Source organism: Janthinobacterium sp. NKUCC08_JDC, assembly GCF_019345575.1.
Taxonomy (GTDB): domain Bacteria; phylum Pseudomonadota; class Gammaproteobacteria; order Burkholderiales; family Burkholderiaceae_D; genus Janthinobacterium; species Janthinobacterium aestuarii.
The window spans coordinates 827543-841954 of sequence record NZ_JAHKQW010000001.1 but is presented as its reverse complement, the minus strand read 5'-3'; the positions used below and the strand labels follow the sequence as shown (position 1 = coordinate 841954).

The 14412-nt window shown below is 65.3% G+C and carries 5 protein-coding genes; all 5 read left to right on the top strand.

Translation table 11 applies throughout. The features are described from left to right. The first annotated feature begins 132 nt into the window (after positions 1-132). The 5 genes from KO538_RS03860 (at position 133) to KO538_RS03840 (ending at position 14383) form a co-directional block, all read left to right on the top strand. Positions 133-1755: an HD family phosphohydrolase gene (locus KO538_RS03860; RefSeq protein ID WP_219327504.1), complete on the top strand. Its 1623-nt coding sequence runs from the start codon at positions 133-135 to the stop codon at positions 1753-1755. After that, positions 1752-4007: a CHASE2 domain-containing protein gene (locus KO538_RS03855; protein ID WP_219327503.1), complete on the top strand. Its 2256-nt coding sequence runs from the start codon at positions 1752-1754 to the stop codon at positions 4005-4007. The genes KO538_RS03860 and KO538_RS03855 overlap by 4 nt, the downstream gene beginning before the upstream one ends. A gap of 189 nt (positions 4008-4196) precedes the next feature. Further along, positions 4197-5807 (top strand): ShlB/FhaC/HecB family hemolysin secretion/activation protein, encoded by a 1611-nt coding sequence (locus tag KO538_RS03850; RefSeq protein WP_219327502.1) that lies wholly within the window; start codon positions 4197-4199, stop codon positions 5805-5807. Between the two features lie 16 nt (positions 5808-5823). Then, complete coding sequence (locus KO538_RS03845) at positions 5824-13671, top strand: YDG domain-containing protein (RefSeq protein WP_219327501.1); 7848 nt, start codon at positions 5824-5826, stop codon at positions 13669-13671. Beyond that, entirely contained in the window at positions 13640-14383 is a 744-nt protein-coding gene (locus tag KO538_RS03840) for a FecR family protein (RefSeq protein ID WP_257620146.1), read from the top strand. The genes KO538_RS03845 and KO538_RS03840 overlap by 32 nt, the downstream gene beginning before the upstream one ends. Positions 14384-14412: the final 29 nt, after the last annotated feature.

The following is a 14412-nucleotide window of genomic DNA, read 5'->3' as shown; positions in this document are numbered from 1 at the left end:
TATGCGTGTTGTGATACGGAAAGTAATTTCATTTTGTTGTGACTAAGTAATGTACAGTGCGCGGGACGGCCGTTACACTGGCGCTTGCCGACTTCCCCTTTTTTGCTTGCCCATTACCTGATTGCCACCAATATGCCTCAGTTGCACCCTGAGAAAATCGCCTACAGACTGGAGCAATTGACCGAACTCAGTGTCGCGCTCGGCCACGGCCTGGGCGGCGAGGGGCACGACATCGGCGCGCTGTTGCATCGCATCGTGCTGCTGGCAAAAAGCATGAGCGGCGCCGATGGCGCGACCCTGTACCGGCCCGCGCGCGAGGGCCGCCAGCTGGCGTTCGACATCAGCGTCAACGACAGCCTGGGCATCGCGCAAGGCGCCGACATGGGCTTGCCGGGCGTGCCCCTGTTCGATGGCGCGGGCCAGCCCAACCTGGCGTCCGTGGCGGCGTACGCGGCGAACATGCGCCGCAGCGTGAATATCGCCGACGTCTACCGCGACGAGGCCTTCAATTTTTCCGGCATGCGCGAGTTCGACCGCCACCACGGCTACCACACGCAATCGATCCTGACGGTGCCCATGAGCGACCATGAGGGCGACCTGATCGGCGTGCTGCAACTGGTCAATGCCAAGGATGGCGAGACGGGCCAGGTGCGCGCCTTTTCCTCCACCGACCAGCGCTTCATCGAGGCGCTGGCCGCGCAGGCGGGCGTGGCGCTGACGAATCAGCTGCTGATCTCGCAGCTGGAAGAGCTGCTCGAATCGCTCGTTACCCTGATCAATATCGGCATCGATGAAAAGTCGCCGTACACGGGACGGCACTGCCAGTTCGTGCCCGAACTGACGATGCTGCTGGCCGACGCCGCGCACGCCACGCAAACGGGGCCGCTGGCCGATTTCCGGCTCAGCGACAACGAGCGCAAGCAGTTGTGGCTGGCCGGCCTGCTGCACGACTGCGGCAAGATCACCACGCCCGTGCACGTGGTCGACAAGGCCACCAAGCTGGAGACCATTTTCGACCGCATCGCCCTGATTGACACGCGCTACGAAGTGCTGCTGCGCGACGCCGAGATCGCGGCCCTGCGCCAGCAGGCGGCGCAGCCGCTGCAAAAGGAGGCCATCGCCCGCGCACTGGAGCAGGAGCAGGCGGCGCTGCGCGAGGAACGCGACTTCATCCGCACGGTCAATATCGGCGGTGAAAGCATGGCGCAGGCCGACCAGGAGCGCGTGCGGCAGATCGCCAGGCGCCGCTGGCGATCTGCCGACGGCGAACTGCGCGATTTTCTCGACGCCGACGAGACGGAAAATCTGACCATTCGCGCCGGCACGCTGACGGCGGCGGAGCGGGCCATCGTCAACAACCATATCAGCGTGTCGATCCGCATGCTCGAAGCGCTGCCGTGGCCCAAGCACCTGCAAAAGGTGCCCGAATACGCGGGCGGCCACCACGAGCGCATGGATGGCAAGGGCTATCCACGGGGGCTGACGAAAGAGCAGATGTCGGTGCCTGCGAGGCTGATGGCCATCGCCGATATTTTCGAGGCGCTGACGGCGCGCGACCGGCCCTACAAGAAGGGCAAGTCGCTGTCCGAATCGCTGCGCATCCTCGGCAATTTCAGCTTGAACGGGCATATCGACCCTGAGCTGTTCGACGTTTTCATTCGCAGCAAGGTCTATCTGACCTTCGCTGAAAAGCACATGCATCCGAGCCAGATCGATGCCGTAGACGAGGCGGCCATTCCGGGCTATATCCCTTGAAGCTGTCGCAGGCCTGGCGCAAGCATGGGGCGCGGTCGCTGCTGGGAATACTGCTGACTCTGGCGGCGGCCGTGCTGTGCCTGGCCGGCAACGACACAGTCGCGCGGCTGGACGCCATGCTGGGCGACTGGCGCATGCGCGCGGAAACGCCGCAGCTGGACCGCCGCATCGTCATCGTCGACATCGATGAGCGAAGCCTGGCCAAGGTGGGCCGTTTTCCCTGGAGCCGCGACATCCAGGCGCGCCTGGTGCGCCAGCTCGCCGGCCATTACGGCGTGGCCGCGCTGGGCTTCGATATTGCGTTTCCCGAAGCGGACACCAGTTCCGGCTACGCCGTGCTGCAAGGACTGGCGCAGGGCGAACTGGCGGGCGTGGCCGGCTTGCCGGCGCAGCTGGAAAAACTGCGTCCGGCCATGGATTACGACGGCTTGTTCGCCGAGGCCATGCGCGGCCAGCCCGTGGTGCTCGGCTACAGCGTCTCGGAGCAGCAAAGAAAGGGCGTGCTGCCCAAGCCCGCCTTTACCGTCGCCGACCTGAATGGCCGCACGGTGACGGCCTATGTGGCGCGCGGCTACGAAGCCAATATCGCGCCCCTGCAGGCGGCCGCGCAAGGCGCTGGCATCTTCACGGCGCTGACCGATGCCGATGGCGTCGTGCGTTCCTCGACCCTGCTGCAGCGCATCGGCGACGGCTATTACCCGTCGCTGTCGCTGGCTACCGTCGCCGTCTACCTGCAGGCGCGCGCCATCGCCCCCCGTTTCACGGGCACGGCCGATACCCTGTCGGCGCGCGAGCTGGCCAGCGGCGGCCTCGAACACATCATGCTGTTCACGCCGCGCGGCGCGCTGGCGATCCCCGTGGGCGAAGCCTTGACGACGACGGTGCAGTACCGCGGCGCGGGTGGTCCCGATGGCGGCGGCTTCCGTTACGTGTCGGCGTCCGACGTGCTGGCCGGCACGGTGCCGCCGGCGCTGCTCAAGGGCGCCATTGTGCTGGTGGGCACGACGGCGCCCGGCTTGAACGATATCCGCGCCACGCCCGTGAATGCCGAATATCCGGGGGTGGAAGTGCACGCCAACCTGATCAAGTCCATGCTCGACGGGCGCTTCAAGGCGCGGCCCGACTATGCGCTGGCGCTCGAACTGGTGCAGATACTGCTGTTTGGCCTGCTGCTGGCGGGCGCCCTGGCCGTGCTGCCGCCGGCCGGCGTGATGCTGGCTACCCTCGGCGCGCTGGCGGCGGCCATCGGCATCAACCTGTATCTGTATGCCACGCACGACCTGGTGCTGGGCGGCGCCGTGCTGCTGTTGCTGATCGTTGCGCTGTTCATCGCCAACCTGGCGTGGGGTTACTTTTTCGAGGTGCGCAAGGGACGCGCGCTGGTGGCGCGCTTCGGCGAATACGTGGCGCCCGAGCTGGTGGCCGAGATGGCCGACGATCCGCGCCGCTACACGATGGAGGGCGAGAACCGCGAACTGACGGTGCTGTTTGCTGACGTGCGCGGTTTCACGGCCATTTCCGAGCAGCTGGCGCCGGCCGCGCTGCGCGAATATATCAACGAATACCTGACGGCCATGTCGGAAGATATACGCGACAGCCATGGCGGCACCCTGGACAAATACATCGGCGACGCCGTGATGGCATTCTGGGGCGCGCCCGTCGCCTTTGGTGATCACGCCAGCCGGGCCGTGGCCAGCGCCCTGCTGATGCAGGGCAGCGCGGCGCGGCTGAACCAGCAGTTTTGCGCGCGCGGCTGGCCGGCGCTGCGCATCGGCATCGGCATCAATACGGGACCCATGCATGTGGGCGACATGGGTTCGCGCATCCGCCGCGCCTATACCGTGATGGGCGACAGCGTCAACCTGGCCGCCCGCCTGGAAGGGGCCAGCAAGCTGTATGGCGTGGGCATCGTCGTGGGCGAGGCTACGCGCGCCGCCGCCCCGGACTTTCTATACCGCGAGCTCGACCGCGTCAGAGTGGTCGGCAAGCAGGAAGCGGTGGCCATCTTCGAGCCGCGCTGCCCGCTGGCCGGCGCCCCTGCCGCCGAGCTGGCGCAGCTCGAGCGCTGGCATGCTGTGCTGGCCAGTCTGCGCGCGAGCGACTGGGCGGCGGCCGGCGCGCAGCTGGCCCGCTTGCAGGCGGACTTTCCCGGCGATGGCTTGTACCGGCTGTATGCGGCGCGCCTGGAGCAGTACCAGAGCGCGCCGCCGCCCGCCGGCTGGGATGGCGTGACGGAATTGCATAGCAAATAGGCCGGCCATTGCGGCATTTTTCATCATTCTCGGCGCACGGTTTGTTGCGTTGCGATAAAAATCAGGGAGAAATGTTAGAAATTTCTGACTGGAAACTAAAAGCCGTCTAAAATTTGTCTTCAATCCATTGTCGGACATGCAGGCGCCTGCGGGCCGCGCGCTTGTCCGGTTACACAAGAAATCCTTCACATGACATATCGTTTGGTGCACCTGCTTGCGGGTTCCGCGCTGCTGTTCGCCGTCGGCGCCGCCGGCGCTGCTGTTTCCATGGATGACGCTACCCCTGCCGCGCAGGAAGACGGCGTGCCGCGCTTCGAAATCCGCCGCTTCGACGTCCAGGGCAATACCCTGCTCACGTCCGCGCAGGTGCAAGCCTTGCTGGCGCCCTTTACGGGCGTGCAGCGCGATTTTTCCGACATCGCCCGCGCCGTCGAGGCGCTGGAAGCGGCCTACCGCGAGCGCGGTTACAGCGCCGTGCAGGTGCAATTGCCCGAGCAGGAACTGGAACGCGGCGTGGTGCGCCTGAGCGTGCTGCAAACGCCGCTGGGCAAGGTCGCCATCAGCGGCAACACCTACGCCGATGAGGCCAACGTGCGGCGCGCCTTGCCGTCTCTGCGCGAAGGCGAGACGCCGAACCTGCCGGCCCTGTCGCAAAGCCTGAAGCTGGCCAATGAAAACCCGGCGCGCAAGATCGAAGTGCGGCTGCAGGCCGACGAGCCGGCGGGCGCCATCGACGCCATCGTCACGGTGGCCGATGAAAAGCCGTGGAAAGCCATGCTCAACGTGGACAATACGGGCAATGCGCAAACGGGCAAGACACACGTGGGCGTCGTGCTCCAGCATGCCAACCTGTTCGGGCTCGACCATGTGGCCAGCCTGCAGTACACGAGCAGCCTGGAAAAGCCCGACAAGGTGGGCGTGTATGGCGCCGGCTACCATTTGCCGCTGTATGCGCTGGGCGATTCGATGGACTTTTTCGCCAGCTATTCGAACGTCGATTCGGGCAGCGTCTCGGCCGGCATCTTCGACCTGGCCGTCAGCGGCCAGGGCAGCATGGCCGGCATCCGCTACAACCAGAACTTTGCCCGCAGCGGCGACTTCGAACCCAAGCTCGTGTACGGCATCGATTACAAGGCTTACCGCAACAGCGTGCAGCTGTTCGGCATGGAACTGGGCGCCGACGTCACCGTGCATCCGCTCAGCATCAGCTACATCGGCAACTGGACCTTGCCCACGGGCGAGACGAGCGTGGCGGTCACCTTCGCGCACAATATCCCTGGCGGCAAGCATGGTGCGCAAGCCGATTTCGACCGGGTGCGCGCGCATGCGAAGGCCGCCTACAGCACCTTGCGACTGAGCGCCAGCACGGGACGCGTGCTGGCCGGCGACTGGCAGTGGCGCGCGCTCGTCAATGCGCAAGTCACGCCGGACGCGCTGGTGCCGGGCGAGCAGTTCGGCGCCGGCGGCGCCGCGTCCGTGCGCGGCTTTGCCGAGCGCGAGGTATCGAACGATTCGGGTGTCAACCTGAACCTGGAGTGGTACACGCCGAACTGGTGCGGCCAGGCGCTCGGCTACCAATGCCGCGCGCTGGCGTTCTATGACACGGCCTGGCTGCGCCGCAACCATGGCTTGCCCGGCGAAAGCGCGTCGCAAGGCATCAGCAGCGGCGGCCTCGGCCTGCGTTTGCTGCTGAGCCGCTACGCCAATCTGCAACTCGATTACGCCCATGTCGTCAATGGCGGCGACACGGGACAGCGGGGCGCCAACCGCCTGCATTTCCGCCTCGCCTTGGCCTACTAGTATCAGGATGAACACCATGCACAACCACGTCCCGCACGCCTCCGCTTTCATCCTGACGCCGCCCTTTGCGCCGCCTTTGCGCCGCACGGCGCTGGCGTTGCTGCTGGCCGGCTGCTTCGGCGCCGCGCAGGCCAACCCCGCCTTGCCGCAGGTGGTCAACGGACAGGCCACGTTCAACCAGCAGGGCAATATCTTCTCGATCACGAACACGCCCAACACCATCATCAACTGGCAGAGCTTTTCCATCCATGCGGGCGAAATCACGCGCTTCATCCAGCAAAACGGCAATAGCGCCGTATTGAACCGCATCACGGGACAAGACCCCAGCAAGATCCTGGGCAGCCTGGAATCGAACGGCAAGGTCTTCCTGATCAACCCGAACGGCATCGTCTTCGGCCAGGGCGCGAAAGTGGACGTGAACGGGCTGGTCGCGTCCAGCCTGGGCATGACGAACGAGGATTTCCTGGCCGGCAAGCGCCAGTTCACGGCCGGCGGCGTGGCCGGCGGCGTCGGCAATGCGGGTACCATCAATGCGGGCAAGGGCGGGCAAGTGCTCCTGATCGCACCGAACGTGGAAAACACGGGCATCATCACGGCGCCAAATGGCGAAGTGATCCTGGCTGCCGGGCGCAGCGTGCAGCTGGCCGACCCCGGTAATCCGCAGCTGCGCGTGCTCGTCTCGGCACCAGGCGACCAGGCGCTGAACCTGGGCCAGATCATCGCCCAGGGCGGCAGCATCGGCATGGCCGGCGCGCTGGTCAGCCAGCGCGGCGTGCTCAACGCCAACAGCGCCGTCGTCGGCGAGAACGGCAGGATCGTGCTCAAGGCCAGCGGCAAGGCGCTGCTCGAGGCGGGCAGCGTCACCAGCGCCAGGGGCGCGGCGGGTAAAGGTGGCGACATCCAGGTGCTGGGCGAGCAGGTGGGTTTGCTGGGCAATGCGAAGGTCGATGCCAGCGGCACTGCGGGCGGCGGCACGGTCTTGCTGGGTGGCGACTACCAGGGCAAGAACGCGGCCGTGCAAAATGCGCGGCAAGTACTCGTCGGCAAGGACGCCAACATCAACGCCGATGCGATTGACAGCGGCAACGGCGGCAAGGTCATCGCCTGGGGCAATGAATCGGCGCAGGTGCACGGCAGCATTTCCGCACGCGGCGGCGCACAAGGCGGCGACGGCGGCTTCGTGGAAACGTCCGGCCATTACCTGGCCGTCGACGGCGTCCGCGTCAATACGGACGCGGCGCGCGGCAAGCGCGGCAACTGGCTGCTTGACCCGTACGACATCACCGTGGTCGCCGGCGCGGGCGGCCAGCTGACTGACGTCGACCAGTTCGCCGACTCTCCGTCCACCGGCAACACCAGCATTGGCGCCGACCTCATTTCTGACGCCAGCAGCAACGTCACCTTGCAGGCCCTGCACCGCATCAATTTCAACAGTGCCATCCACATCACGCAGCAAGGCGTGGGTTTGACGGCGCAGGCGGGCGAAATCATCAATGTCAATGCGCCCATCACCACCAGTGGCGGGCATATCACGCTGTCGGCCAACGATGCGGCCGCAGGCATGGCTTATGGCGTCGGCTCGAACGTCAACCTGAATGCGGCGCTTGACAGCGGCAATGGCAACGTACGGCTGTCCGGCGCCGGCGTCACTTTCGGCGTCGGCTCGGTCAATGTCGGCAATGGCAACCTGGTCTTGCGCGCGAATGTCGCCGGTGGTGCCATCGATTTGACGGGCAGCGGCGATCAGCTGCTGGGCAGTGGTGTCACCGGCCAGACGGTGCTGTTGGAGGCGGACAACATCAGCATCAACGGCGCCATCAATGTTGGCGGCGCTGCGGGCAATGCCGGGGTGACCATGCAGGCGTTCACGGCGGGACGGGAGATCGTGCTGGGCGACAAGCCCGGTAACGGCCTGCGCCTGACAAATGCCGAACTGAACCGCATCGCCGCCGGCAGCGTGCATATCGGCAGCGCCACTGGCGGCGACCTGACGGTGGAGCAGGCGGTCGATCTGGCGACGGTCGCGCCGGGCGGCGGCGTGAAAAACCTGGTGCTCGAAAGCGGCGGCAATGTGCTCGTATCGAACACGCTGGCGTTGCGCCAGGATGGCAGCGGCATTGCCGCCACGGCCGGTGGCTTGCTGTCGGTCGCCAGCGGCGGCGGCCTGTCCGCCGGGGCGGTCAATCTGGTTGCCGACAATATGAGCCTGGGCGGCGGCGCGCAATCGGTAGCGGCCACGGCGGGCGGCACCGTCAGCCTGAGCCGCCGGTCCAGCGTGGGCACCATCACGCTGGGTACGGGGGCGGCGGACAATGCCAGCAGCCTGGGCCTGAGCGAGGCGGAATTGAAAACCATCAGCGCCGGCACGGTGCAGGTGGGCAGCGACAGTTTTGCCGGAGTCGTGAATCTCATCGGCGGGCTGGACCTGGCGTCGCAAGGCGAATTGAACCAGCTTGTGCTGCGCACGGGCGGCAATATCAATCTGAACGCCCCCCTTAGCGTGGCCAGGGGCTTGACCCTTGCTTCCGGCGGCAACATCAGTGCGAGCGGCGCCGTCAGCGTAGGCGGCGACTTCCTGCTCGATGGCGGACGCTGGGTGCAGAACAGCGCCAGCCTGCCCATGTTTTCCGCGCGCGGCTTCGGCATTGCGCAGGGCAGCTTCCTGCGCGCGTCCGGCGGCGACGGCGGCGCGTCCTCGCCCTACCTGATCGCCGATATCTACGGCTTGCAAGGCATCGCCAGCCTGGGTCTGGGCAACAGCTATCGGCTGGCTGGCAATATCGACGCCAGCGGCACGGTCAACTGGAACGATGGCCAGGGCTTTGTGCCGATCGCTGGCGGCGGCAGCGGTTTTTCCGGCGTGTTCGATGGCGGCGGATTTACTCTCAGCAATTTGAAAATCGACCGCAGCCTGGCGTCCGGTTCGGCGGCAGGCCTGTTTGGCACCGTGCAGGGCGGCACCTTGCGCAACCTGACTCTGAGCGGCGGCAGCGTCACCGGCACGGCCAACGTGGGCGCGCTGGCGGGCAATGTCGTCAGCGGCACCGTCGATGGCGTGAACAGCAGCATGGCCGTCAGCGGCCAGCGCAATGTCGGCGGTCTGGTGGGCAGCAACGGCGGCGCCATCACCATGTCCAGCAGCAGCGGCGCCGTCACCGGCGTCAATGCCGACAATGGCGGCGCCATCGGCGGCCTGGCGGGATTGAATGCGTCCGGCGCTACCATCGCGACTTCGTACGCCAGCGGCGTGGTGACGGGCGCGCGCGAGATGATTGGCGGCCTGGTCGGCAACAACCAGGGTGCGCTGAGCCAGTCGTATGCCACCGGCAATGTCACTGGCGCGCGCAGCATCGGCGGCCTGGTGGGCCTGAACGGCGGCACTATCGACGATGCGTACGCCAGCGGCGCCGTGGGCCGGGCCGGCAGTGCCGACCCCATCCTGGTCAGGGAAAACATGGGCGGGCTCGTTGGTGAAAGCACGGGCAGCGTCAGCCATGTCTTCAGCAGCGGCGCCGTGACCGGTGACGGCTATGCGGCCGTGGGCGCGGTGGCCGGCCGCGTCTCCGCCGGTTCCCCGTTCAGCTATGGTTTTTTCAATTATGAAACGTCGCTGGTGCAGATCGATGGCGGCGGCTCCAGCGGCCGCAGCACGGCGCAGATGCAGCAGCAGGGCAGCTTCAACGACTACAATTTCAGCAGCGTGTGGCGCATCTACGAAGGCTATACGACGCCGATGCTGAAGGCTTTCCTGAAGCCGCTGCAAGTGAATCTCTCGGGCAATGCGGCAGGCAAGGTCTACGATGGCCAGCTGGCCGCCTTCCTCGGTTCGATCGGCTATGTGGGATTGCTTGACGGCGACACGGGCGTGAATGGCAACCTTGGCTACGGCAACGCGCGCAACGTGGGCAGCTACGCAGCGACGGGCCTGTGGTCGACCAAATACGACATCACCTTGGGCGGCACGACGACCTTTGCCATCACGCCGCGCGCGCTGGCGGTGAGCATCGGCGGCAATGGCAAGGTCTATGACGGCACCCTGGGCTACGACGGCGCCAGCTACGTGCTGGGCAATCTGGTGACGGGCGACAATATCAGCGTCAGCGGTAGCGCCGCTTTCCTCGACAAGAATGTGGGCGGCAGCAAGGCCGTGCACGCCAGCGGCCTGACCCTGGTCGGCAATGAACTGGGCAACTACAGCCTGGCCGCGACGACGGCGGACGGCACAGCGGCCATCACGGCGCGCGTCCTGAACTATGGCGTCTCGGGCGCGCAAAACCGCGTCTACGACGGCGGCTTGCAGGCGGTCCTGAATGGCTATTTCGAAGGCCTCGTGACGGGCGACCAGGTCGGCATGGCCGGCTTGCAGGGCAGTTTCCGCGACAAGAATGCGGGTACTGGCAAAGTAGTCGATTACCAGGTGGCAACGGGCCACCTGACGGGCGCCGATGCGGGCAACTACGTGCTCAATGGAAATGCGGGCAGCACCACGGCCGACATCACGGCGCGCACCCTGAACGTGAGTTTTAACGGCGTCAACAAGACGTATGACGGCACGACGGCTGCGCAAGTGAGCTTTGGCGACGACCGCGTGCAGGGCGATGTCCTGACGCTGGCGGGCAGCGCCGCGTTTGGCAACAAGAATGCAGGTACCGGCAAAGCCGTCACGGTGACGAACGTGGGCGTGAGCGGCACTGACGCGGGCAACTATGTGTTGAACGCCAATGCGGGCAGCACCACGGCCGACATCGCGGCGCGCACCCTGAACGTGAGCTTTAATGGCGTCAACAAGACGTATGACGGCACGACAGCGGCACAGGTCGGCTTTGGCGACGACCGCGTGCAGGGCGACGCCCTGACGCTGGCGGGCAATGCCGCCTTCGGCAACAAGAACGCGGGTACCGGCAAAACCGTCACGGTGACGAACGTGGGCGTGAGCGGTACTGACGCGGGCAACTATGTGTTGAACGCCAATGCGGGCAGCACGACGGCCGACATCGCGGCGCGTACCCTGAACGTGAGTTTTACTGGCAGCAACAAGACCTATGACGGCACGACTGGTGCGCAAGTGAGCTTCGGCGACGACCGCATCCAAGGCGATGCCTTGACCGTGGCGGGCAATGCGGCCTTCGGCAACAAGAGCGCGGGTACCGGCAAAGCTGTCACGGTGACGAACGTGGGCGTGAGCGGGACTGACGCGGGCAACTATGTGTTGAACGCCAATGCGGGCAGCACGACTGCCGACATCGCGGCGCGTACCCTGAACGTGAGTTTTACTGGCAGCAACAAGACCTATGATGGCACGACGGACGCACAGGTTGGCTTTGGCGATGACCGCGTGCAAGGTGACGTGCTGACGGTGGCGGGCAATGCGGCATTTGACAACAAGAACGCTGGTGCCGGCAAGGCCGTCAATGTAAGCAATGTGGGCGTGAGCGGCGCCGATGCTGGTAACTATGTTTTGGGTGCCAACAGCGGTAGCACCACGGCCGACATCGCGGCGCGTACCCTGAACGTGAGTTTTAACGGCATCAACAAGACCTACGACGGCACGACCGGTGCGCAAGTGAGCTTTGGCGACGACCGTGTGCAGGGCGATGCCCTGACGCTGGCGGGCAATGCCGCGTTTGGCAATAAGAACGCGGGTGCCGGCAAAACCGTCACGGTGACGAACGTGGGCGTGAGCGGCACTGACGCGGGCAACTATGTGTTGAACGCCAATGCGGGCAGCACCACGGCCGACATCACGGCGCGCACCCTGAACGTAAGTTTTAACGGTATCAACAAGACCTACGACGGCACGACGGCTGCGCAGGTGAGCTTTGGCGACGACCGCGTGCAGGGCGACGCCCTGACGCTGGCGGGCAATGCCGCGTTTGGCAACAAGAATGCAGGTACCGGCAAAGCCGTCACGGTGACGAATGTCGCGTTGAGCGGCGGCGATGCCGGCAACTACGTACTGGGCAGCAACGCTGGCAGCACCACGGCCGATATCGGCGCGCGCGCGCTGAACCTGTCCGGCGTGGCGGGCAACAAGGTTTACGATGGCACGACGGGTGCGCAGCTGAGTCTGGGCGATGACCGTGTCGCCGGCGACAGTTTGACGGCTTCGGCGGCGGCCACCTTTGCGGACAAGAACGTGGGCACGGCCAAGGCGGTGCAGCTCAGTGGCGTGGCATTGACGGGCGCCGATGCGGGCAATTACTTTATCGTCTTGCCGACGGGCTTGCTGGCCAGCATCACGCCCGCCAGCCTGACCCTGGCAGGCTTGAACGCCGCCGGCAAGGTATATGACGGCACGACGTCCGCCACTGTCAGCGCGTTGGCGAACGGCGTGCTGGGCCAGGACCTGGTCAGCGTGGTGGGCGGCAGCGGCAGCTTTGCCGACAAGAACGCGGGTGCCGGAAAACTGGTGACGGCCAGCGGTTTCCGCCTGGCGGGCGCCGATGCGGGCAACTACACCCTGGAAACGACGGGTGGCACGGCGCAGGCAACGATTGCGCAAAAACAATTGTCCACCTGGGTCGGCAGCGGCAATGGCTTGTGGAGCGATGCGGCCAACTGGGATGGCGGCGTCGTGCCGGAAGGCGCGAACGTGCTGGCTGTCGATTTTACAAACAGCAAGGGCATCGTCACCTACAGCGCGGCGGCCGGCAACACCATCCTGAAAAACCTGAACTCGGCGACGGGCTTGCTGTTGACGGGCGGTAGCCTGACCCTCGGCGAGAGCGCGCTGGACCGCTCCGTGCTGGGCGGCCTGGCCGGCCTGGAAATCAACGGTGGCAGCTTGCTGCTGAACGGCAGCCTGTCGGCGGACCGCTATGCGCAAGGTGGCGGCGTGCTGAGCGGTAATGGCAATCTGCTCGTGGCCAACAGTTTTAATCAGACTGCCGGCGCCATCCGGCTGGCAGGCCAGTTGGCCATCACGCAAGCGGCTGGCGACTTGCGCTTCGCCAGCCTGGCGGCGAACACTGTACAGCTGAGCGCCTTGGGCGGTGCCATCGGCCAGGATGGCGCGCTGCGCGCCGGTAGCCTGGTTGCGCAGGCACGCGATGGCATCGTGCTGGGCAATGCGGGCAACCAGGTAAGCAGTTTTACCGCCAGCAATAGCGCAGCGGGCGGCATTGCGCTGAACAATACCTCGGCGCCGGGCACCTTGACCTTGGGAACGCTCGTCACGGGCGCGGGCAATATCGCCATCGACAACACGGGCGGTGTCGCCGCTGGCAATATCAATGCGAATGGCGGCAACGTCAGCGTGACGGCGCACAGCCCCGTCACCGTCAACGGCAAGATCACGGGCAATGATATCGCGCTCAATGCCAGCACGGACGTGCTGCTCGGCGATGGCACGCAGTTGGCTGCCGCGCGCGATATCAGCCTGGTGGCTGGCGGAGACATCCGCGTCGGCGGCAATGCGAATATCGTCAGCGGCGGCAATTTCAGCGCCAGCGCGGGCGCCAGTGTGCGCTTTGCGGACACGGCAAGTTTTACCTTGCCGGCAGCGGGCAGCCTGAACGTGCTGGCGAAAACAGGCAGCATCACGGGTGACGCGGGCGTGCGCGTCAACCGCCAGCGCAGCGGCGTGACCCTGCTGGCGCCGAATGGCGCGGTGAGCATGGCGGATGCCATCTTCCTGCCAGCGACGACCATCGACAAACCCGTGATCGACGCCGCCACGAACGCCGCCATCGACGACGCCTTGCGCATCATCAAGCAGGCCGACCGTGCCAATGATGTGCTCGTGTCGACGCCGCCAGCCAAGCCGGACGACAAGAAGAAAGACAGCAAGGATGTTGCCGATGCCACAGATAAACCTACAGGATACAAATTCGATGATGCCGCTAAAAAAATGTACTGCAATTAAGGCCTTGCTGTGGCTGGCCCTGATGTGCGTGGGCGCACACGCCTGGGCGGGGCAGGTGGCCGGTACCGTCATGCAATTGAGTGGTCCGCTGATGGCCAAGAAGATAGACGGCAAGGTGAAAATCCTGGCCATCAAGTCCGAGGTCGAGCAGGGTGACACCTTGCTGACGGAAAAGGAAACCTATGCCTTGATCAAGCTGATCGACAATAGCGAAATCATCCTGAAACCGAATACCAGTTTTGTGATCGAGCAATTCAGCTACGCTGCCGAGCAGCCCGATGGCGACCATGCCATCTTCAGCTTGCTCAAGGGCGGCTTGCGCTCCGTCACCGGCCTGCTGGGCAAGCGCAACAAGGAGCGCTTCGAGATGAAGACGCCGGCGGCCACCATCGGCATCCGTGGCACCACCTTCATTGCCAGCTACGTGCCGCCGGCGGCACCTGGCGGGCCAGCGGCGCCCAAGGCTGGCCTGCCAGGTTTGTATGTGCAGGTGCTCGATGGCATGATTCATGTCACCAATCCTGCGGGCACGCTCAACTTTGCCCCGGGCCAGTTCGGTTTTACGCCCAACTTCCAGCAGCCGCCCACGCTGCTGCCCGTCAATCCTGGCATAAAGTTCACGCCACCAGCTGCCTTTGTGCCATCGTCCTCAAGCGGCGGCGGTTCTGCCGGCGGCAGCAAGCCTGCCGCCATCGACTGCGTGGTGCGCTAAGTTTTTCACGCAAGCCCGGGAAATCCATG

Coding starts and splice junctions, on each gene's coding strand:
- KO538_RS03860 (WP_219327504.1), top strand. CDS start 133: ATGCCTCAGTTGCACCCTGAGAAAATCGCCTACAGACTGGAGCAATTG.
- KO538_RS03850 (WP_219327502.1), top strand. CDS start 4,197: ATGACATATCGTTTGGTGCACCTGCTTGCGGGTTCCGCGCTGCTGTTC.
- KO538_RS03845 (WP_219327501.1), top strand. CDS start 5,824: ATGCACAACCACGTCCCGCACGCCTCCGCTTTCATCCTGACGCCGCCC.
- KO538_RS03840 (WP_257620146.1), top strand. CDS start 13,640: ATGATGCCGCTAAAAAAATGTACTGCAATTAAGGCCTTGCTGTGGCTG.